The sequence below is a fragment of the Kribbella sp. genome (assembly GCF_035687465.1).
GTDB lineage: Bacteria > Actinomycetota > Actinomycetes > Propionibacteriales > Kribbellaceae > Kribbella.
Map to the genome: position 1 here is coordinate 1 of NZ_DASRXP010000596.1, position 18189 is coordinate 18189.

22 protein-coding genes and 1 pseudogene are annotated in these 18189 nt (G+C 67.8%); 15 read left to right on the forward strand and 8 right to left on the reverse strand.

The window, feature by feature from the left end:
* The 4 genes from VFG33_RS31460 to VFG33_RS31475 form a co-directional block, all read left to right on the forward strand.
* On the forward strand, window positions 1-1612 hold a 1612-nt coding region (locus tag VFG33_RS31460), incomplete at its 5' end, for a hypothetical protein (RefSeq protein ID WP_325056624.1).
* Entirely contained in the window at window positions 1605-3068 is a 1464-nt protein-coding gene (locus tag VFG33_RS31465) for a hypothetical protein (RefSeq protein ID WP_325056625.1), read from the forward strand. The genes VFG33_RS31460 and VFG33_RS31465, both read left to right, overlap by 8 nt.
* Window positions 3069-3256: 188 nt before the next feature.
* Entirely contained in the window at window positions 3257-3514 is a 258-nt protein-coding gene (locus VFG33_RS31470) for a hypothetical protein (protein ID WP_325056626.1), read from the forward strand.
* Window positions 3511-3855 carry a hypothetical protein gene (locus VFG33_RS31475; RefSeq protein WP_325056627.1) on the forward strand — a complete coding sequence of 115 codons (345 nt, stop codon included), beginning with the start codon at window positions 3511-3513 and terminating at the stop codon, window positions 3853-3855. Before VFG33_RS31470 ends, VFG33_RS31475 begins: the two co-directional genes overlap by 4 nt.
* 58 nt (window positions 3856-3913) lie before the next feature.
* Here the strand turns inward: VFG33_RS31475 and VFG33_RS31480 are convergent, their stop codons facing one another.
* Complete coding sequence (locus VFG33_RS31480) at window positions 3914-4225, reverse strand: hypothetical protein (protein ID WP_325056628.1); 312 nt, start codon at window positions 4223-4225, stop codon at window positions 3914-3916.
* Between the two features lie 180 nt (window positions 4226-4405).
* Here VFG33_RS31480 and VFG33_RS31485 point away from each other — a divergent pair, with 180 nt between their 5' ends.
* The gene (locus VFG33_RS31485) at window positions 4406-5392 is read left to right on the forward strand and encodes an NAD-dependent epimerase/dehydratase family protein (protein WP_325056629.1); all 987 of its coding nucleotides are present in this window, start codon (window positions 4406-4408) and stop codon (window positions 5390-5392) included.
* Between the two features lie 7 nt (window positions 5393-5399).
* Complete coding sequence (locus VFG33_RS31490) at window positions 5400-5891, forward strand: metallophosphoesterase family protein (protein ID WP_325056630.1); 492 nt, start codon at window positions 5400-5402, stop codon at window positions 5889-5891.
* 5 nt (window positions 5892-5896) lie between these two features.
* Here VFG33_RS31490 and VFG33_RS31495 read toward each other — a convergent pair whose 3' ends face one another.
* Entirely contained in the window at window positions 5897-6052 is a 156-nt protein-coding gene (locus tag VFG33_RS31495) for a hypothetical protein (RefSeq protein ID WP_325056631.1), read from the reverse strand.
* 150 nt (window positions 6053-6202) lie between these two features.
* Between VFG33_RS31495 and VFG33_RS31500 the strand changes: the two genes are divergently transcribed.
* From VFG33_RS31500 to pyrE, 3 genes are all read left to right on the forward strand, one after another.
* Window positions 6203-6703 (forward strand): hypothetical protein, encoded by a 501-nt coding sequence (locus VFG33_RS31500; protein WP_325056632.1) that lies wholly within the window; start codon window positions 6203-6205, stop codon window positions 6701-6703.
* Window positions 6704-6839: 136 nt separating this feature from the next.
* Window positions 6840-8093, forward strand: coding sequence for an exonuclease domain-containing protein (locus tag VFG33_RS31505; RefSeq protein WP_325056633.1), 1254 nt, complete (start codon window positions 6840-6842; stop codon window positions 8091-8093).
* A gap of 114 nt (window positions 8094-8207) precedes the next feature.
* Entirely contained in the window at window positions 8208-8735 is a 528-nt protein-coding gene (pyrE, locus tag VFG33_RS31510; protein ID WP_325056634.1) for an orotate phosphoribosyltransferase, read from the forward strand.
* Between the two features lie 62 nt (window positions 8736-8797).
* Here the strand turns inward: pyrE and VFG33_RS31515 are convergent, their stop codons facing one another.
* Window positions 8798-9070: a hypothetical protein gene (locus tag VFG33_RS31515; RefSeq protein ID WP_325056635.1), complete on the reverse strand. Its 273-nt coding sequence runs from the start codon at window positions 9068-9070 to the stop codon at window positions 8798-8800.
* Window positions 9071-9144: 74 nt separating this feature from the next.
* A complete protein-coding gene (locus tag VFG33_RS31520; protein ID WP_325056636.1) occupies window positions 9145-9633 on the reverse strand; it encodes an FBP domain-containing protein in 489 nt (162 codons plus the stop codon).
* Window positions 9634-9825: 192 nt separating this feature from the next.
* Between VFG33_RS31520 and VFG33_RS31525 the strand changes: the two genes are divergently transcribed.
* The 3 genes from VFG33_RS31525 to VFG33_RS31535 all read left to right on the forward strand — a co-directional run bounded on the left by VFG33_RS31525 (window position 9826) and on the right by VFG33_RS31535 (window position 11996).
* Complete coding sequence (locus VFG33_RS31525) at window positions 9826-10689, forward strand: SDR family NAD(P)-dependent oxidoreductase (protein ID WP_325056637.1); 864 nt, start codon at window positions 9826-9828, stop codon at window positions 10687-10689.
* Between the two features lie 114 nt (window positions 10690-10803).
* Window positions 10804-11376: a YceI family protein gene (locus tag VFG33_RS31530; RefSeq protein ID WP_325056638.1), complete on the forward strand. Its 573-nt coding sequence runs from the start codon at window positions 10804-10806 to the stop codon at window positions 11374-11376.
* A gap of 116 nt (window positions 11377-11492) precedes the next feature.
* Window positions 11493-11996 carry a hypothetical protein gene (locus VFG33_RS31535; protein ID WP_325056639.1) on the forward strand — a complete coding sequence of 168 codons (504 nt, stop codon included), beginning with the start codon at window positions 11493-11495 and terminating at the stop codon, window positions 11994-11996.
* 192 nt (window positions 11997-12188) lie between these two features.
* Here the strand turns inward: VFG33_RS31535 and VFG33_RS31540 are convergent, their stop codons facing one another.
* Window positions 12189-12758: a hypothetical protein gene (locus tag VFG33_RS31540; protein ID WP_325056640.1), complete on the reverse strand. Its 570-nt coding sequence runs from the start codon at window positions 12756-12758 to the stop codon at window positions 12189-12191.
* Window positions 12759-12976: 218 nt separating this feature from the next.
* Between VFG33_RS31540 and VFG33_RS31545 the strand changes: the two genes are divergently transcribed.
* A complete protein-coding gene (locus VFG33_RS31545; RefSeq protein ID WP_325056641.1) occupies window positions 12977-13339 on the forward strand; it encodes an MmcQ/YjbR family DNA-binding protein in 363 nt (120 codons plus the stop codon).
* Here VFG33_RS31545 and VFG33_RS31550 read toward each other — a convergent pair.
* Window positions 13314-14294 carry a hypothetical protein gene (locus VFG33_RS31550; protein ID WP_325056642.1) on the reverse strand — a complete coding sequence of 327 codons (981 nt, stop codon included), beginning with the start codon at window positions 14292-14294 and terminating at the stop codon, window positions 13314-13316. The genes VFG33_RS31545 and VFG33_RS31550 overlap by 26 nt on opposite strands.
* 115 nt (window positions 14295-14409) lie before the next feature.
* Here VFG33_RS31550 and VFG33_RS31555 point away from each other — a divergent pair, with 115 nt between their 5' ends.
* Window positions 14410-15918 carry a fused MFS/spermidine synthase gene (locus VFG33_RS31555; protein ID WP_325056643.1) on the forward strand — a complete coding sequence of 503 codons (1509 nt, stop codon included), beginning with the start codon at window positions 14410-14412 and terminating at the stop codon, window positions 15916-15918.
* A gap of 53 nt (window positions 15919-15971) precedes the next feature.
* Window positions 15972-17594, forward strand: coding sequence for a phosphoglucomutase (alpha-D-glucose-1,6-bisphosphate-dependent) (gene pgm / locus VFG33_RS31560; RefSeq protein WP_325056644.1), 1623 nt, complete (start codon window positions 15972-15974; stop codon window positions 17592-17594).
* Here the strand turns inward: pgm and VFG33_RS31565 are convergent.
* Window positions 17591-18004 carry a DUF3037 domain-containing protein gene (locus VFG33_RS31565; RefSeq protein ID WP_325056645.1) on the reverse strand — a complete coding sequence of 138 codons (414 nt, stop codon included), beginning with the start codon at window positions 18002-18004 and terminating at the stop codon, window positions 17591-17593. The genes pgm and VFG33_RS31565 overlap by 4 nt on opposite strands.
* Window positions 18001-18189: pseudogene (locus VFG33_RS31570) on the reverse strand (HipA family kinase); the annotation flags it as partial. The gene VFG33_RS31565 and the pseudogene VFG33_RS31570, both read right to left, overlap by 4 nt.

Here is an 18189-nt window from a genome sequence, read left to right on the forward strand (position 1 = left end):
CCAGGAATTGCGGCACAACCAATATCGCTCGAGCTGGCTGATCGAGGCCGCGATGACGAACCTGATCGAGAACGGCAGTCACGCCGCTGACGCACCGCGCGAGGACATCGGCGACACCCGGTCGAGCGACATCCGGCGTACCGCGCAGAAGGCGATCGATCTGCTCTTCGAGTCGAAGGACAACCCGCTCCTGAGCCTGCTGGAGATGGTGTCGTCGGAGCATCTCCTGGTGGTCGAGGTCGACACCGAGCACGACCACGTCCACCTCCGGTACGACGCTCCCGTGCTTCCCGCCCTCGAGAACGCACCGGTGGCTCCCGCCGACGAGGGCGTCACCGATTCCCGGCCGGCCCGGCGACGGTGGCGGCCGCCGTCGTGGGCCTCGCTGGAGCATGAGTTCACAATCACCTACGCGACGGTGATTCCCCGTGCCGTCAACTCCTACCACGCCACGGTCGAGGTCTCGGAGGAACTGCGAGTCAGGCGGTTGTTGATGATCAGCAACAACGACGCTCATGCCGTACGCCTCCTGGTCGGCGATATGCGGGCACTCGCCACGCAGTACGAGCTGCTGAAGGAGACCGCGCCCGCGGTCCTCGAGCTGGAGCTGGAAGCGATCGTCTCGCGGGCGGCCGAGGTCGGGCGGCGACGGCACCGCGACCTCCGTGCCTACCAGGCCTACATCGGCTCCTGCTACCGCACCTTCACGCACCGTTCGCCCAGATTCCGCCCGCCGCCCGAGCAACCGGCGACGGCGGAGGAGCTCTGCGAGGAGATCGGTGCGGGGCAGCGCATGGTGGAGCGGTTGCGGCAGCTCGCCGACATGCTCGAGACGACGGACAACCTCGACGAACTGACGGAGAAGATCGACGCCACCCGGCTGCGCCAGTGGGCCAAGCAGTTCGAGGCCGCGGATCTGGAGCTGGACGTCTACGTCGACAACGATCCGCGCGAGAACGCCGGCCACACCCACTGGAGTCGCCGGGCTTTCGGTTCGAGTCTGCAGTCCGCGGAGCCAGTAGACACGACCGTTTACGCGACGCTCGTCGACGACCCGCCCTCGCTCGCCGCGAGCGTCGGACGGCTGCTGTTCGCCGTAGTCGCTCTGGTCGTCGCGCTGGCCGCAATGCTCAGGATCGGCCCATCAGACCTGTACGGCGCTCTGCGGGGCTCTCCACCTCCCGCGAACGCCGGGACCGCCATACCGCTCGGGACGGCCGACGCACTGGTGACGATCTTGCTCCTGGTCCCGGGCTTGATGCTGTCCCGCCTGGACATCCCGTCCCACCGGACGGTCCTAGGCCGCCTCCGACTCTTCTCGCGGTACGTCGCGTACGCCGCCGTCACGGTGTCCGCAGCACTGGCGTTAGCCGTGTCGACCCTCTCAGAGCGGGAGCTGGCTCTTCCGGTGGCGATCGCCCTCGTACTGCTGGCCGTCGTGGTCGTCTTCGTCCTGGTCGACGGCACGATCAAGGCCTATAAGCGGCGATCCCGGGTGCCCAACAAGATCGCAATACCGCGTTGGCTGATCGAAGAGATCCGGCGGGCGCCCCGCAGTCGTCGCCGACCTGCGGCGAGGTTCTCCACGATCGGCGACAGCAGCCATGTCTAGGACGGGCCAGCGTCCGGCCGAGCTGGCCACTGTCATTGCGGAGGCCGCCAGCGTCGGCGGTCCGGCAGTCAGCATCCAGATCGTGCATCGGGGCCGCGAGCACCTGCTCCCACCACTGGCCCTGCCCTCGCAGAACGGCTCGCCGTGCCGCGAGACGCTGGCCTTCGACCTTCCGCCGGCCGGCTTCCGGCTACAGACCGGGTTCGCGGAGTCTCCCGCCAGCACGATGGCCGGGGTTGGTCCGCTGACTCCTAGTGCCCTCGCGGGCGGCGGCTTCGCTTTCGAGGGGATGGCGTCGCTCAATCCGAGATTCCTGTACGACTCGTCGCGGGATCATGAATTCCTCCTCTCGGTCGACGAGAACGTGTGGGCGCCGGACTGTACCGACGGGCTGCTGATGACTGAGATCTTCGCCAAGGTGGCGGACGCCGCGGCCGCCGGCGCCTCGGCGCCGATTCTCATGCTGCAGTCGCCGGTTGCGCCGTTCAGGACCCGGCTCGCGAATCGGCGCGGCGAACCGCCGAAGATCTCCCGCGGCGCCGCGGTCCGGCTGTCGGTGGGGGTCGACAGCGACAAAAGTGATGCCCGGCTGAAGCTGATTTCGACGGTGGCCGGGGTCGCGCAGGAGTACGGTCTCCAGCTTCATCTGGCCGACCGTCGGGTCGGACGGGTCCGCGGTGAGTGGAAACAGGCAGTCGCACCGGACGCGGAGGTCTATCAGGAGAAGCGGAGACTCGCGAACCTGCCGGCCGTCCAGCCCCGCCACGCGTTGCTGGTGACGTTCGTCGGGCCGGCCCGCGTCGGTTCGTCGGCGTCGGTCCTCAAGGCGCTGGCGGATCGCCGGGTCGGCGTGCTGGCGGTCACCGTCGCCTCTCTCCAGGAACTCGCCTTCATCAATCTCGTCGTACCGCTGCCGCCCACTGACGACGGCGCACCGCTGACAGAGGATCAGCGGATCCAGCGCGCGGAGGACGGGATCCACTGGCTCGCGTCCCGGTACGGCGTGAACACCGAGTCGGTGGATCTTCCCCGCGCAGCCGACTACCAGATGTGCGCCACCGGTCCTTTCGCCTGGTCCGCGGACGGCGACTTCGAGGACCGGCCGCTGTGGTTGCAGTGGGAGAGTTCGGTGGCTGAGGACACCTCGTTGCTTGTCATCGACGACGTGCTCGACGAGCTCCTCCAGGCGGAAATCGTCGAGCACGCGCAGCTCGACTACTGCCGTTCGCGGATGACGGGGAACGGCCGGCTCTGCTCGGCCAAGGTGTCGGTCCGGTTGTCCTCCGATATCGCCGGCGACGACCTTCCGGACCGCCTGAGTGTGCTCTGCCGGTCGACCCAGGCCAACGTCGAGTGGAATCTGATGCGGAGGGAGCCGACGGTTCACACGATCCGCCTGAAGGTCGCCTGGCGCGAGCGCTGGCTCGGCCGGGTGAATTCCACCGGCGTCGTCTGATCACGGAGGCGGTCGAAAAAACTTCTGCGATTTTCGCGTCATGAACCTGTGCGGGGCTCGTCACTCGAGTGAACCCATCCCCACAGGGAAGTGGAAGTGATCGAAGTGAACCGCAGCTCCTCGATACCGCTGATGGGAACACCAGGAAGCCGGCGCCACCGCCGGCCTTCACAGCGCCGGGTGCACTGATGTCCGGCGAGCCCTCCAGTACCGACCCCAGTCCTGGGGCAGACGCAGTACCGAAACGTCGCCGCGTACGAGTGTGGTTCGGGGACCACGTCGTCGCGGACTACCGGGCGGAGGCCGACCTGGCCGACCGTTACGCAGCAGCCATGTCGCGCCGGTTCGCCGGCCTCCGCGTGAGCAGTGAACCGATCCCCGACACCGATCCCGGCCCGGACCGCGCGTTGCCGGGCGAACGGCTCTGGGAGGTAGCACCGAAATGACCCGCCGTTTCCGGCTGATCCGCCACCACGACGTCTCCGGTGTCAGTGGCACCGGGCCTGTCGCGGAGGGCGTCGAGTTCACCGACGGGGCCGTCGCGCTCCGCTGGTACGGCGACTATCCGACCACCACCGTCTGGGACGGCATCGAGTCCGTGATCGCGATCCACGGCCATCACGGCGCGACCGAGGTCGTCTGGCTGGACGCCGAGCAGGCTCCCGATCCGGAGCTCCAGGTCCGCCAAGACCTGCCGCCCCAGCCCTGGCCCGACCTGCACGCGGCGCCCGAGCCCGAGCAGGACGAAGAGACCACGACCGGATCCGGCGCCGCGGACCTGGTCTGACACTCGAGCGGGCCGGGCGCCGTCCTCCCTCTGGCGTCCGGTCCGCTCGACTCCTTGCTTACGAGAACTGCTCCGTCCGGGTCAGATCGAGGTCGTAGAAGGTCGGCTGTCCGTCGGACAGCGCCATCATCTTGGCGGCGAACTCGCCTGTGTCGGCGCGGTCGTTGTTCTCCTTCGCCGCCTCGTAGGACTCGAACTCGACGATGGTGAAGTAGCGGCCGGGATTGTCCCGATCCGCGCACTCCATCACTCTCGTCGGCGCGGGACCGTCGCCCTCGGCCATGCGAGTCTTGCGGAACTGCTCGCTCAATGCTGCGACCTCGTCCGGCTTGGACGTGCGGTATTCGATGATCTGAACGAAACCAGTCATGATTCCCCCTTTGTGCCGGGGCCTGCTAATGGGCCCCCTCTTGCTGACAGTGCTCCTGCTTGCCCTGTGCCGCAAGGGTTTGTTTGATGGGGTGACGCGGCGCCGACAGCAGGCCACGAAGAGTGTCTGCCCTGGGCTAAGCCGGTGGGATTTGTCCGAGTCACCTGGTTGGCTGATCGGGTGGACATTCTGATTCTGGGTGGGACCGCTTTCCTTGGCCGTGAGATCGCCACGCAGGCGCTGGCGCGCGGGCACGCCGTCACCTGTTTGGCCCGGGGCGAGAGCGGCAAGGTGGCCGACGGAGCCACCTTGCTCGCAACCGATCGGAGCCGGCCGGACGCGTACGACGGCGTACCGGAGCAGGACTGGGATGCCGTGTTCGAGGTGTCCTGGCAGCCCGGATTCGTGCGGCGCGCGCTCGAGGCCATCGGTCCGCGGGCGAGGCACTGGACCTATGTGTCGACGGGCAATGTGTACGAGAAGTTCGACACGCCGGGGGCGGACGAGTCCGCGCCGCTGCGGGCAGCAACTGATCAGGAGGTGGCAGATCGGGAGCTGTACGGCGAGGCGAAGGTGGCCTGTGAGCTCGCGTCAACCGCGGCTGTGGGGGATCGCCTGGTGATCGCGCGGGCGGGGCTGATCGGCGGGCCGGGCGACCAGAGCGATCGCGCCGGTGCCTGGGTGGCTCGTGCTGCGCGGGAGCCATCGGAGCCGTTGCTGGTGCCGGATACGCCGGACCTGGCGACCTCGGTGATCGACGTACGGGATCTGGCGGCCTGGCTGCTGGATTGCGCCGAGGGTGGCGTGGTGGGGACGTTCGACGCGGTCGGGCCGGTGGTGCCGTTCGGTGAGTGGATCGAGCTGGTTCGGACGATCGGCGGTCATACCGGGCCGGTGGTGCTGGCGCCGCGGAAGTGGCTCGAGGACCAGAAGGTCGAGCAGTACATGGGGCCGGAGTCGCTGGCGATGTGGATGACCGAGCCTGGGTACGAAGGGTGGTCGAGCCGGAGCGGAGCCGCTGCCGTGGCGGCCGGGCTGAAGCATCGGCCGCGTGCCGAGTTCTTGCGGGACACGCTGGTCTACGAGCGCGAGTTGGGGTTGGACCGCGAGCGGAAGGCAGGGCTCAGTGCCGAGCGGGAGAGGGAGCTGATCGCAGCTTTGCCATAGTGAGGGCATGCGGCTTCTGCTGATCTCTGACACGCATCTGCCGGCGCGGGCGAAGAAGCTGCCCGCGGCCGTGTGGGACGCGGTCGACCAGGCCGACGTGGTGATCCACGCCGGTGACTGGGTGAGCGTCGACCTGCTCGACGAACTGGAGTCCCGTGCGCAAAGGCTGATCGGGTGCTGGGGCAACAACGACGGCCCAGCACTGCGCGACCGCTTGCCTGAGGTCGCCCGGGTAGAGCTCGACGGGTTGTCCATTGCCGTCGTCCACGAGACGGGCGCGGCGAAAGGTCGCGAGGAGCGTTGTGAACGGGCCTATCCGGACGTGGAGCTGCTCGTGTTCGGGCACAGCCACATCCCCTGGGACACGACGACACCCCGTGGGCTCCGGTTACTCAACCCCGGTTCACCCACGGATCGCCGCAGCCAGCCGTTCTGCACTTACCAGACCGCCGTGATCGAGTCGGGTCAACTGAAAGACGTTGCCCTACACAACCTTTAGGCGGGTCAGGCGTTGGCGGCTTCCTTGACGCGCGCCTTCAGGCGGTCGCGTACCTCTTCCGGCGTGTAGGAGCGGCGCTTCCGCTCGTCCCGCGCGATCACGACACCCGTTGCGGCGACACCAACGAGTCCGGCCAGTCCGACGACCTTCCAAACCTTCATGCGCACTAATCTAACGACGTGGAGACACGGATTTCGCTGGATGACGCTACGGAACTGACACGAACAGGTGACATTTGGCTGTTTCGCGGCGGGAGCGCGGCTGATCGCGCGATCCAGCTGACGACCAACAGCCCGGTCAACCATGTCGGAATGGCGGTCGTGCTCGACGATCTGCCGCCGCTGTTGTGGCATGCCGAGCTCGGCCGATCCCTGCCGGACGCCTGGACCGGCAACCACCAGCGTGGAGCGCAGCTGCACGACCTGCGCGACGCAGTACTGACCTGGACCAACAGATACGGCCAGAAGGCGTGGTTGCGCCAGCTCAACCACCCGATCTCGCGAGAGACAGAAGACGCCGTACTGCGAACTGTCGCCCGGCTGGACGGGACTCCGTTCCCCTCGACCGCCCGACTGGCCTCGCGATGGGTCCGCGGCCGCATCCCCAACTTCCGCCGCGGCAACCGCGACCTCGAACTGGAGACCGCGTACTGCGCCGAGGTGGTCGCCGTGACGTACGAGGAGATGGGACTCCTCCTCCCCGGCCGCCGCCCGAACTGGTACGACCCCGGCCGCTTCTGGAGCGGCGACGACCTGGACCTCACAGCCGGCGCAACCCTCGGCGAAGAAATAGCCATCGACATCCCCACCTGAGCAGGTCTTGCCGCTGGAGACACTCAGCCCGCGGCCGCGTACAGCGCGTCGCCGGAATTGTCGGTGGTGCGTGATTTGCTGGGGGTAGGTCGGATTCCGCGCCGGGGATTCCGCGTGGAGGAGGAGGCGTTCGGGGATGTATGCCGTCATCGACACCGAGACCACCGGCCTGTTGCCGTGGCAGCGGAACAGGGTGATCGAGATCGCCGTCGTGCTGCTGGACGAGCGGGGTGGGTTCGAGCAGGAGTGGGTCACGTTGCTGAACCCGCAGCGCGATCTCGGGCCGCAGCATATTCACGGGATTCTGACGGCGGACGTGCTGGCGGCGCCGGAGTTCGGTGATGTCGCGCGGCATCTTGCCGGGCTGCTCGCGGGGCGGATGGTGGTCGGGCACAACGTGGAGTTCGATCTCGGGTTCCTCCGGGCCGAGTTCGCCGCGCTCGGGTTCGACGTACCGCTGATCACCGAGCGCTCGATGTGCACGATGGCGCTGGCGGGTTATCTCTACCCGGGCGCCAAACGCACGCTCGGCGCCTGCTGTTCGGCCGCGGGGATCTCGATCGAGGGCTGGCACTCGGCGCTTGCGGACACCCGCGCCACCGCTCAACTCTTCAGCCACTACCTGCAGGCGTTCCCGTCGCCGCCCCCGTGGCAATGGGCGTACGACGAGGTGCGCCGGATGAGGTGGCCCGATCTGCCCGGTGGGGAGGTCGCGCCGACCGTGCGGCCGGTGCACGCGGGTGGTCGGCACGGGTGGATGAGCCGGTTGGTGGACCAGCTGCCACGCGTTCCGGAGCCGCCACAGGCCGACTCCTACCTGGCAGTGCTCGACGGGATCCTGGCCGATCGCGAGATCAACGCCGAGGGGGCCGATCAACTCGTGCACGTGGCGACCGATCTCGGGTTGACGCGGCTGCAGGTGGATCGGCTGCATAGTTTCTACCTAGCAGGGCTGGCGTCGGCCCTGTGGCGGGACGGGTCGATCAGTCCGGAGCAACGCGGCGACCTCGACCGGGTCGCGGTGATGCTCGGCCATCGGGCTTCGGATGTGGACGAGGCTTTGCTGGAGGCGAGCGGCGGGCGGTATGTCGTGCCGCCCCGACCTGGAGCGCAGGGCTTTCCGCTCGGCAGCACGATGGTGTTCACGGGCGACATGGTCGAGCCGCGCGAGGTCTGGTGGGATCGTGCGGTCGCTGCCGGGTTCGTACCGCAGGAGCTGGTGGGGCCCGAGACGAAATTCCTGGTGGCGGCTGATGTCGACAGCCTCTCCGTCAAGGCCCGGGCGGCCCGCGAGTACGACGTTCCGATCATTCCGCTCGAAGACTTCCGCCGCCTCCTGCCACCCCACCTCCTCCCCGCAACCCCCCACTCCGAACGCAAAGCCGGCTGACCGGGAGCGGTGGGGCATGACGCGCGCCGCGCCGCCCGGCACGTGTGCACGGTCCACCCCGCTCGGCCTGAGCGGACGGTCGGCTGGGTGGATGTCGGTGGGTAGGGTGCGGGCGTGGAGACTGCGGAGTTGGCGGGGCGGATTCAAGGTGTTGCGTATCTGAGTGGCGACTTCTTGCTTCGATCCGGAGTGACGACGCACGAGTACTTCGACAAATACCGGTTCGAGGCTGATCCGGTGCTGCTGGATGCGATTGCCGAGGCGATGGTGCCGCTGGTTCCGGCCGGGACCGAAGTACTGGCCGGGCTCGAGTTGGGTGGGATCCCGGTCGTCACGGCGTTGGGGCGGCGTACCGGGTTGCCTTGTGCGTTCGTCCGGAAGGAAGCCAAGACCTACGGGACGCGCCGCCTCGCGGAGGGTGCCGAGGTCGCCGGGCGCCGGGTCCTAGTGATCGAGGACGTGGTGACCAGCGGCGGGCAGATCATCCTGTCCACCAAGGAACTACGCGCACTCGGAGCCGACGTGCGGGAGGCCCTCTGCGTGATCAACCGGGAGCAGGGCGGCCCGGAAGCACTCGCCGCCGCCGACATCCGGCTGCTCTCACTCCTCACCGCGACAGACCTCCGCGGTACGACCGCTTGAGAATCGTGCGGTTCCAGCAGCGCTGATCACGCACGAACTCAGTGGCATTCAGTGACGGGGTTTCAGTCAGCTGAGTGAACCGCGCTGGTGCCGTCCGCGCGCTCGATCTCGAAGCGGAGTGTCTTGCCGGAGCGGATCCGCTCGACTGCGGCGAGACAGGCTTCTTCACTCATGTGGACGCCGATCTCGCCGAGCCTGTTGCGCAGTACCAGGGCGGCATCTTCGGCTGAGCGGCCGCTCGACTCGTTGATCGCTTCGATCGTGGTGGCGGTCAGTTTCTCGCGGATGTCCGGGTGGACCTCGTGGATCTCATGGGTGATTCTGAACTCCGACATCGCGACCTCGTTCTCCTGTGCGGCCTGCCCCTGACCTGCAACTAAAGCTTAGTGCCGTGGCGGACACCAGCACCTCACCTGAGTACCCGGCTAACGAAGATTTGAAGCCGGTCGTCAAGGCGCTGGATGCGGAGTTCGGGTGCGACCGTTTCACCTTGCGGTACCTCGGGTTCGCGGAGGCCACGGACGTACAACGAGCAGGCGAGGTCGGCACAGATGTAGGTGCCGACGGTGTTGCCGTCCCGGCCGGCCGATCCCGCGCGACGGGCGGCGAACAACGAGACGTCGGTGACCTGGTGGGCCGTGTGGCAGAGGTCGCAGAGCCCGGTGCCGCGTCGGGGTTTCCCGGTCGCCGCTGTGTTCAGGGCGATCGCGGTCACCCCGGCGTCTCGTCGTACGACGAGATAGCCGCGGGCGGGCGCCTTCGGGTCACGCCAGCCGAGGTAGTCCAGGGACGGCCACTGCAACTCCTGGAAGCCGCGCGGCAAGGTCATCGACTTGACCTGGCTCTTGGTCGTATTGACGAAGGAGCGCCTGATCTCCTCCGCACTGAGCGGCTCCACCGGTCTTCCTCCGAGTCCTTGGCAACCACCCAACCCCAACCCAACCACCGCCCGCCGCGCAACCGAGTTACTGGTCGTCGGTCAGGACTCGAGGTCCTTCGGGTCCGACTTTGACAAACGGGCAGTGTGTCCATATGTTCGGAGTAGAATCGGACACAATGTCCGGATCAGTCATAGATCGGATGTACGCAGATGACAAGGTCAGGCGCTGGATCAGGGGTTGTCGCGGTAGTCACGGGAGCGAGTCGCGGCGCGGGGAAGGGGATTGCGCTCGCGCTCGGCCAGACCGGCGCGACTGTTTACGTGACCGGCCGCAGTGCGCAGCGTGATGACTCGCCCTACGGCGGCACGGTGGGGGAGACCGCGGCTCTCATTGACGAGGCCGGCGGCACCGGCGTCGCGGTGGTCCTCGATCACGCGGACGACACCGCGGTGGCCGCCCTGTTCGAACGGATCACCCGTGAGCACGGCCGGCTCGACATCCTCGTTAACAACGCGGCCAAATTCGCCGGGCCGATCAAGCCCGGCGGTTTCTGGAACAACCGCCTTGAGTTGGCCGACATGATCACCGTCGGACTCCGGTCGCACTTCGTCGCCGCCTATCACGCGGCGCCACTGCTCATCGCGAACGGGCGTGGGCTCATCGTCAACACCGGCTATTACGGTGCGGTGTCGTATCACCAGGGACCTGCTTACGGCGCGCAGAAGGCCGGTGCCGACAAGATGGCCGCGGACATGGCGATGGAATTGCGCCCACACAATGTCGCCGCCGTGTCGATCTGGATGGGCCACCTGAGTACCGAGCGCGGCATCGCCTACCGCGCGTCCCTGCCCACACAGGAACGCTCGAGCATCACGGAGGAATCGCCACAGTTCACCGGCCGCGTGATCGCCGCCCTCTACGCGCAGGACGACCTGATGAGCTACTCCGGTCGCGCGATGATCGGCGCCGAGTTGGGCGCTCGGCTCGGCGTCACCGACATCGACGGAACCGTTCCGCTGAGCCTGCGCGATGAGCTCGGCGCGCCACCAGAGCTCCATCACACCCTGCGCTGACGCGAGGTGGGGAGGGTTGGGAGTAACGGCCTGTAGTTGGGTGTAGACGAAAGAGGTGGGAAGCTGGGAGGGTGAAGATGTAAATTTCAACTACCCCCCTGGAGGCGGACTGACATGAGCACTGAGCATGCGGACGCGAGTACTGGATACGCCGACCTGACCGGCGACTACACGATCGACCCCGCGCACAGCCGGATGGGCTTCGTCGCCCGGCACGCGATGGTGGCGAAGGTGCGGGGCGGCTTCGACGAGTTCGAGGGCACGCTGCACGTCGACGGCGGACAGCCGGAGAACTCCTCCGGCCGGGTGACGATCCAGGCCAAGACGATCGACACGCGCAACAGCCAGCGCGACGATCATCTGCGCAGCAATGACTTCCTCGATATGGACAACCACCCGGAGATCACCTTCGTCTCGACGGCGGTGAAGCAGACCGGCGAGGCCGATTTCGAGGTCACCGGCGACCTGACCATCCGGGGCGTGACGAAATCGGTCGCCATCGCGTTCGAGTTCACCGGTACGGCGGTCGACCCCTTCGGAAACACGCGAGTGGGGCTCGAGGGCTCGGTCGTGCTGAACCGCAAGGACTTCGGGGTCAGCTGGAACGCGGCGCTCGAGGGCGGCGGCGTTCTCGTCAGCGAGAAGGTGACGCTGGAGATCGAGGTCTCCGCGATCAAGAACGCCTGAGGCGCTCTGTCGCAATGCTGTCACGATCGTCGGCGGGCCGTCGCTGAGACTGGTCCGTCACTGCGGGTGCTGAGAGAATTTCCCTGAGTGCCCGGGCGAGGTTCAGGGGTCCGCCGATGATCGACACCAGGCTCTACCGCTGGCTGCTACCCCTGTTGGGGCGCCGCCGTACGACCCGGCGGGCGCCGGAATCCTTCCGCCCGCGCGGGACCAGTTCACGGGTCAGCCGCCTGGCGGCCCGGTACGACGCTGAGGTGGACGACGCGCTGCAGCGGATCTGGCCGAAGGCGCGGATCTACCACGATCGCGAGTTCACCCGGGACCGCGCGGACTTCCTGCTGGTGGTCCGCGGGCGTGGCGTGATGATCGAGACCAAGGTGAAGAGTGATCCCGGGTTGTTCCGCGGGTCGACTCTGCCGCCGCTGCTCGACCGGCTGCAACGCGACGGCCGGCGACTCGTCGTACTGCTGAACCAGGGCGATCCGACGCCGGCGTGTGAGTTGGTCGCGGCCCGGCTCGGCGACAAGGCGCGAGTCATCGTCTGGTCCGGCCCACAAGACGACGCGGTTCTTCGGACTGCGGTGGAAGAACTGATCCGAATCGAAAGCCGCCACGCCTAGTAGGTCCAGGGAACCGGCAGCGCGGAGGGCAGGGGTTGCCTGCTCTCCGCGCTGCGAGTTGGCTCCGAGCCGCGAGGTGTGCCCAGGAGGGGCAGCGGATCGGAGTCGTCAGTGGCCCTCCGCGACCGGGCGGTGGGGTGGGGAAGAAGTCAAGAGCGGTGTCCCGTCAGGGACGCTGGTGACGGAGTCCGGTCAACATTTCGCCGGCAGGGTGCTGCCGCCGTCGACGACCCAGCGGCCTTGTTGCAGTTCGACCCGCATCTCGTCCATCCAGCGGGTCGGGGTCTTCGCAGGCAGGACCCGCTTGCCTTTCGCGTCGACCGTGCTCGCTTGCTTCGTGTCGTAGCAGGCGCGGACGATCACGCCGTTGGCCACCAAGGTCCGCTTGGCCCAGATCACCTTGGTGACGCCGGTGTTGTGCAGCTTCTTCGTCCGGAAGTACTTCGCTTGCTGGCTGATCGACCTGTACAGCTCCGGCGTCATCACCGGGACCAGTTGCTTGGTCGCCTTGCCGCCGCTGCGCATCATCACATCGAGCGCGACGCGGTACTGGTAGTACGCGTTCACCACCGGGTCGTCCGACCCCTGACCCGACTGCGGTTGACCGGAGCCGTCCGCGACGGGGTCAGTCAGCTCGTACTTGGACGCCTTCTTGCTGCCCGGGGACGAGGCGGCCACGTCGGCCGATTCGTCGCGACCGCAACCAGCGAGCATCAGGACCGGGATCAGGATTGCGGTCACCGCCAGGTTCCGAATGCGCATTTTGTTCGAACCTCCTGTCGGTCGCGGCACTGCCGCTCGCGCCCACCGGCACTGACCGTGTAACGCTTAGACACGCACCGTTGTCACTGTGACCTAAGTCACACAACACCCTGCTACCGGCCCTGGAGCCGACGGCGGAGACCTAGGCCAGAGCTACCAGCCGTGAGTCCCGGAAGGCCTACCGTTGAGCGTTGGCTGCTCCTGGAAGGGGTCTGGGGATGGATGCGCTGGATCGGTTGCGGACGCTTTGCCTGGCGCTGCCAGAGACTACTGAGCGGCTGAGTCACGGGGAGCCGACCTGGTTCGTTCGGGACAAGAAGACGTTCGTGATGTTCGCCGACCAGCACCACGACGACCGGACCGGCTTCTGGTGCGCCGCGCCCGAAGGAGCCCAGGAAGCGCTGATCGCGGACGATCCCGAGCACTTCTTCCGGCCTCCCTACGTCGGCCATCGCGGCTGGCTCGGTGTCTACCTCGATGTCGATGGGGTGGACTGGGACCACCTCGAGGACATCGTCGAGGACGCGTACCGGCAGATCGCTCCGAAGACGCTGATCAGCCGGCTGGATCAGGCTGACTGAGCAAGCCGGGCGGCAGTTCGTCCAGCCAGGTGTCCGAGAAGTCGTCCTCGTCGCAGTCGCGGGTCCGCTGGGACAGCCAGGCATCGCGGGCGTCATGGCGACACGGCATGGCGGTCCGGTAGGTCGCGGCCGAGAGTAGGAGGACGGTCAGCTCGCCACTGGTCACGCCGAGCCTCTCGGCGTCACGGCGCAGGGCCGTTACCAGTGCGCCCGGTACGTCGTCGAGCACGATCCGGTCGCCGTCGCGAAGACCATCGATCGACTCCACCGGCCAGTCCCGGCCCCAGCGTTCCGAACCGAGCTGCAGGATCTCGTCGAACGGGGGTAGTGGCTCCGCGAGCAGGTCGGGCACTTCGGCCAGTGCGCGAAGCATCACCTTGCCGAGCGTGAGATGAGTCTGCCACTGGCTCAGGCCGTCCTCGGACTGCAGATGTCTGCGCAGCACCAGGCGCAGCCGCTCGACCGCCTCACTCACGCGAGGCGGTTCCTGCGATGCCGGTGTGACGGTGAGGCGTCCGTTCCTGAAGCGGAACACCAGGAGCGATTCGGCCGGCACGTCCGGCAGCCAGTCCGGTGGGCCGCACCACCCGCCGAACTGGCCCATCGAGGAGGTGACGGCGCCACCCGCGGAGAGTGCGAGTGAGCCCTCGTGCACGAGGACGTGGTCGAGCACGGACAGCTCAGGACCCGCGAACAGGACCTGTCTGCCCTTGGTCGCGTAGCGGACCCGATGGGTCAAGGCGGCTCCGTCGAGCATTCGCCGGGCGGAGTCGAAGCGGCCGTCCGGGAGGTGCACGATCACCGGGGACTGGCGCAGGGCACTGCGGATCACGTTGACCGGGTTGCCGGCCTTGGTCAGGCCTGCCGTCGCCGCCTGCCGGAGGAGTTCTTCGGCGGGCTGCGGACCGGAGGCGTTGATGAGATCGGAACAGAAGGCGACGATTCGTTTGCTCATGCCAGGGAAAGTACGAGCCTTCACCGGCTGAAAGGTCCTTGTCCACAGGGAGATTTGCTGCGGGTGGCCCGGTTGGTGGTCATCCACAGGTGGAAAGGCTGGATAGGGTGGCGCGGTGAGCGAGACTGAAGCGCCCGCGACCACGCCTGCCCCCGCGCGAGGCATCGGAGACAAGCTGGCCATTGCATTGTCCCTGGGCAGCTCTGCCTCGGTGATGGTGCTGGAGTTGGTGGCGCTGCGCCTCGTCGCGCCGTACCTGGGCCTGACGCTGGAGACGAACACCGCCGTCATCGGTGTCGCCCTCGCGGCGATCGCGACCGGTGCGGCCATGGGCGGGCGGTTCGCCGACGCGGTGGCACCGACGAAGACCTTGGGCCCGCTGGTGTTGTTCGCCGGGGCCTTGGTGATGCTGATCCTGCCGATCGTGCGCTGGACCGGCGAGGCGGTCCGCGAAGGCGGAGCCAACATCGTGTTCCTCGCCGTCGCCGTCGCCCTGTTCATCCCGGCGTCGCTGCTCGCGGCGGTGACGCCGATGGTGACGAAGCTGCGCCTGTCGACGCTGAGCCAGACAGGCACCGTCGTCGGACGACTCTCCGCCTACGCCACCGTCGGAGCGATCGCCGGGACCGTCCTGACCGGCTTCGTCTTCGTAGCGAAGGTGCCGACCAGCACCATCGTGCTCTGTCTTGGCGGCCTGCTGGCAGTCAGCGGTGCGGTCCTGACCATCCTGCTGCGCGGCCTGCAGGCTGCCGCCAGGCCGCTCATCCTCGCCCTGGTTGGCACCGGCCTCACTCTGGCCGCACCAAGACCCTGCGAGGTCGAGACGGCCTACCACTGCGCCCGGATCGAGAAGGACCCGGCCAGAGCGTCCGGTCGCATCCTGTACCTCGACCAGCTCAGACACTCGTACGTCGATCTCGCCGACCCCACCTACCTGGAGTTCGAGTACGCGAAGAACTACGGCGCGGTGATCGACAGCGAGTGGCCCCAGCAGCAGCCGCTGAAGGCGCTCCACATCGGCGGAGGCGGTCTCACCCTGCCGCACTGGTTGATGGCGACCCGACCGGGCAGCAAGAACAAGGTGTACGAGATCGACGCCGGCGTGATCGAGCTCGACAAGGCCCAACTGGGCGCCGAGCAGGGGCCGGATCTCGACCTGCAGATCCGCGACGGGCGGCTCGGAGTACGGTCCGAGCCTGCTGACAGCCGTGACCTGGTGATCATGGACGCGTTCGGCGGGATCGCCGTGCCGTGGCACCTGACCACTCGCGAGATCGTGGCCGACGTCCGCCGGGTGCTCAACCCGGACGGCGTCTACCTGGTGAACGTGATCGATTATGGGCCGCAGTCCTTCCTGAAGGCCGAGGTCCGGACGATCGCCGCGGAGTTCCCCCACGTCGCGGTGATCTCGACCGCGGCGGCGCTGGCCGGCCAGAGCGGCGGCAACTTCGTCCTGGTCGCATCGGACCGGCCGATCCCGGCGAGCGCGATCCAGGGCCGGCTCGGCAATCGGGCGTCCGCGCTCACCGACCCCGTGGCGGTGCGGGATTTCGTCGGCGACGCGCCGCTGCTGACCGACGACTACGCGCCGGTCGACCAACTGCTGACACCCTTCCCGACCTGAGACGCGCCACCCGGGGAGTTGTGATCGGCGCCGAAGGCTTGTTGCATGTGAACATGCACCCACGCGCAGGTCAGCCCGCCCAGCCCGAGGACCTCGTCGATCTCGACGCGCTGCTCGCGGCGTACGACGGGATCACCCCTGACATCGAGAACCCCGCCCAGAAGGTCGTCTTCGGTACCTCGGGACACCGCGGTTCCAGCCTCGACGGCGCCTTCAACGAGGCGCACATCCTGGCCATCACCCAGGCGATCTGCGAGTACCGGGCGGGCGAGGGGACCAGTGGGCCGCTCCTGGTCGGCCGGGACAGCCACGGCCTGTCCGAGCCGGCCTGGCGCACAGTGCTCGAGGTGCTGGCGGGGAACGACGTGCAGACCCTGGTGGACAGTGCGGACCGGCTGACCCCCACGCCCAGCGTGTCGCACGCGATCCTGCGCCTCAACCGGGGCGCGGGGGCCGGTGCCGACGGCATCGTGATCACCCCGTCCCACAACCCGCCGAGGGACGGCGGCATCAAGTACAACCCGCCGCACGGTGGGCCGGCCGACTCCGACGCGACCGGCTGGATCGCCTCGAGGGCGAACGAGTTGATCGCGGGCGGGAATCGCGAAGTACGGCGCAAGCAGTTCGAGGCGGCGCGAGCCCAGGCGGGGGAGTACGACTTCCTCGGTCACTACGTGGACGATCTGCCCTCGGTGCTCAACCTGGACGCGATCCGCTCGGCCGGGGTGAGGATCGGTGCGGACCCGCTCGGCGGCGCGAGTGTGGACTACTGGGCGGCGATCGCCGACCGGCACCGGCTCGACCTGACCGTGGTGAATCCGCGGATCGACCCGACCTGGTCGTTCATGACGCTGGACCACGACGGCAAGATCCGGATGGACTGCTCCTCGCCGTACGCGATGGCCTCGCTGGTCTCCCAGAAGGATCGCTTCGACGTGGCCACGGGCAACGACGCGGACGCGGATCGGCACGGCATCGTCACGCCGGACGCCGGCCTGATGAACCCGAACCACTACCTCGCGGCGGCGATCTCCTACCTGTTCGCCAACCGCCAGTGGGGCCCGGAGGTCGCGGTCGGCAAGACCCTGGTCTCCTCCTCCCTGATCGACCGGGTGGTCGGTGACCTGGGCAGACGACTCTGGGAGGTCCCGGTCGGCTTCAAGTGGTTTGTGCCCGGCCTGATCGACGGCAGCGTCGGTTTCGGCGGCGAGGAGTCGGCCGGTGCCAGCTTCCTGCGGTTCGACGGCACGGTGTGGACCACGGACAAGGACGGGATCCTGCTGGCGCTCCTGGCCAGTGAGATCACCGCTGTGACCGGGGAGACACCCTCGCAGGCCCACGCGAAGCTGGTCGAGCGGTTCGGCGCCTCGGCGTACTCGCGAGTGGATGCGCCGGCGACGCGCGACCAGAAGGCGAAGCTGTCGGCCCTGTCAGCAGACGCTGTGACGGCGACGGAGCTGGCCGGCGAGCCCATCCTCGACCGGATGACGAGTGCGCCCGGCAACGGTGCGGCGATCGGTGGGCTGAAGGTGACCACCGAGTCGGCGTGGTTCGCCGCCCGGCCGTCCGGCACCGAGGACCTCTACAAGATCTACGGCGAGTCCTTCAAGGGCAGCGTCCACTTGGAGCAGGTCTTCGCCCAGGCCCGCGAGGTGGTCTCCGCAGCGCTTGCCTAGCGGACGAAAGCGTCCACCAGGCGGTCCAGGTCGGCGGCGGGGTTGTTGGTGAGGCCGCTGTGGATGGGGCCTGGGTGCACGACCGTACTGCGGGGCGCCGCGAGCCAGCGGAATCGTTCACCGATCCGGGTGGCTGCCGCGGGGCCCCCGTCGGGTTCACCCGCGCAGATGGCACGGATGTGCTCCAGGGAGGCGCAGACGACGTCGACGTCGACCGCTGGGTCCAGCGCCTTCAAGCGGTTCGGCTCGACGTCCCAGGCGGCGCCGAGGAAGTCCAGTGCGCGGCAGTAGAGCACTGCGCCGACATTGACGAACTCGCCGCGCTGGATCCTGGGAGCCGCCCGCAGGATGACGTAGTCGAATGGCACCAGGTCGAGGTCGGAACGCACGCGATCCGAGGTGGCGGTCACCGTGCACCACCCGGCAGCCAAGCGGTCCGGTCGGCGAGCCGCGCCTGCAGGTGGTCGAGGTACCGCTCGCGGTCTCCCTCGACGATCCACTCGTCGGGCACCAGGTCGATCACCTCGGTCAGCAGTGACGAGGTGATCGCCGTTGCCATCTCCTCGTCGATCCCGGGCACTGCGGGAGCGAGGTC

What these genes read in the sequence shown, in the direction of transcription:
- VFG33_RS31465 (WP_325056625.1), top strand. Translation starts at nt 1,605, where the DNA reads ATGTCTAGGACGGGCCAGCGTCCGGCCGAGCTGGCCACTGTCATTGCG.
- VFG33_RS31470 (WP_325056626.1), top strand. Translation starts at nt 3,257, where the DNA reads ATGTCCGGCGAGCCCTCCAGTACCGACCCCAGTCCTGGGGCAGACGCA.
- VFG33_RS31475 (WP_325056627.1), top strand. Translation starts at nt 3,511, where the DNA reads ATGACCCGCCGTTTCCGGCTGATCCGCCACCACGACGTCTCCGGTGTC.
- VFG33_RS31480 (WP_325056628.1), bottom strand. Translation starts at nt 4,225, where the DNA reads ATGACTGGTTTCGTTCAGATCATCGAATACCGCACGTCCAAGCCGGAC.
- VFG33_RS31490 (WP_325056630.1), top strand. Translation starts at nt 5,400, where the DNA reads ATGCGGCTTCTGCTGATCTCTGACACGCATCTGCCGGCGCGGGCGAAG.
- VFG33_RS31495 (WP_325056631.1), bottom strand. Translation starts at nt 6,052, where the DNA reads ATGAAGGTTTGGAAGGTCGTCGGACTGGCCGGACTCGTTGGTGTCGCC.
- VFG33_RS31500 (WP_325056632.1), top strand. Translation starts at nt 6,203, where the DNA reads ATGGCGGTCGTGCTCGACGATCTGCCGCCGCTGTTGTGGCATGCCGAG.
- VFG33_RS31505 (WP_325056633.1), top strand. Translation starts at nt 6,840, where the DNA reads ATGTATGCCGTCATCGACACCGAGACCACCGGCCTGTTGCCGTGGCAG.
- VFG33_RS31515 (WP_325056635.1), bottom strand. Translation starts at nt 9,070, where the DNA reads ATGTCGGAGTTCAGAATCACCCATGAGATCCACGAGGTCCACCCGGAC.
- VFG33_RS31525 (WP_325056637.1), top strand. Translation starts at nt 9,826, where the DNA reads ATGACAAGGTCAGGCGCTGGATCAGGGGTTGTCGCGGTAGTCACGGGA.
- VFG33_RS31530 (WP_325056638.1), top strand. Translation starts at nt 10,804, where the DNA reads ATGAGCACTGAGCATGCGGACGCGAGTACTGGATACGCCGACCTGACC.
- VFG33_RS31535 (WP_325056639.1), top strand. Translation starts at nt 11,493, where the DNA reads ATGATCGACACCAGGCTCTACCGCTGGCTGCTACCCCTGTTGGGGCGC.
- VFG33_RS31540 (WP_325056640.1), bottom strand. Translation starts at nt 12,758, where the DNA reads ATGCGCATTCGGAACCTGGCGGTGACCGCAATCCTGATCCCGGTCCTG.
- VFG33_RS31545 (WP_325056641.1), top strand. Translation starts at nt 12,977, where the DNA reads ATGGATGCGCTGGATCGGTTGCGGACGCTTTGCCTGGCGCTGCCAGAG.
- VFG33_RS31550 (WP_325056642.1), bottom strand. Translation starts at nt 14,294, where the DNA reads ATGAGCAAACGAATCGTCGCCTTCTGTTCCGATCTCATCAACGCCTCC.
- pgm (WP_325056644.1), top strand. Translation starts at nt 15,972, where the DNA reads ATGCACCCACGCGCAGGTCAGCCCGCCCAGCCCGAGGACCTCGTCGAT.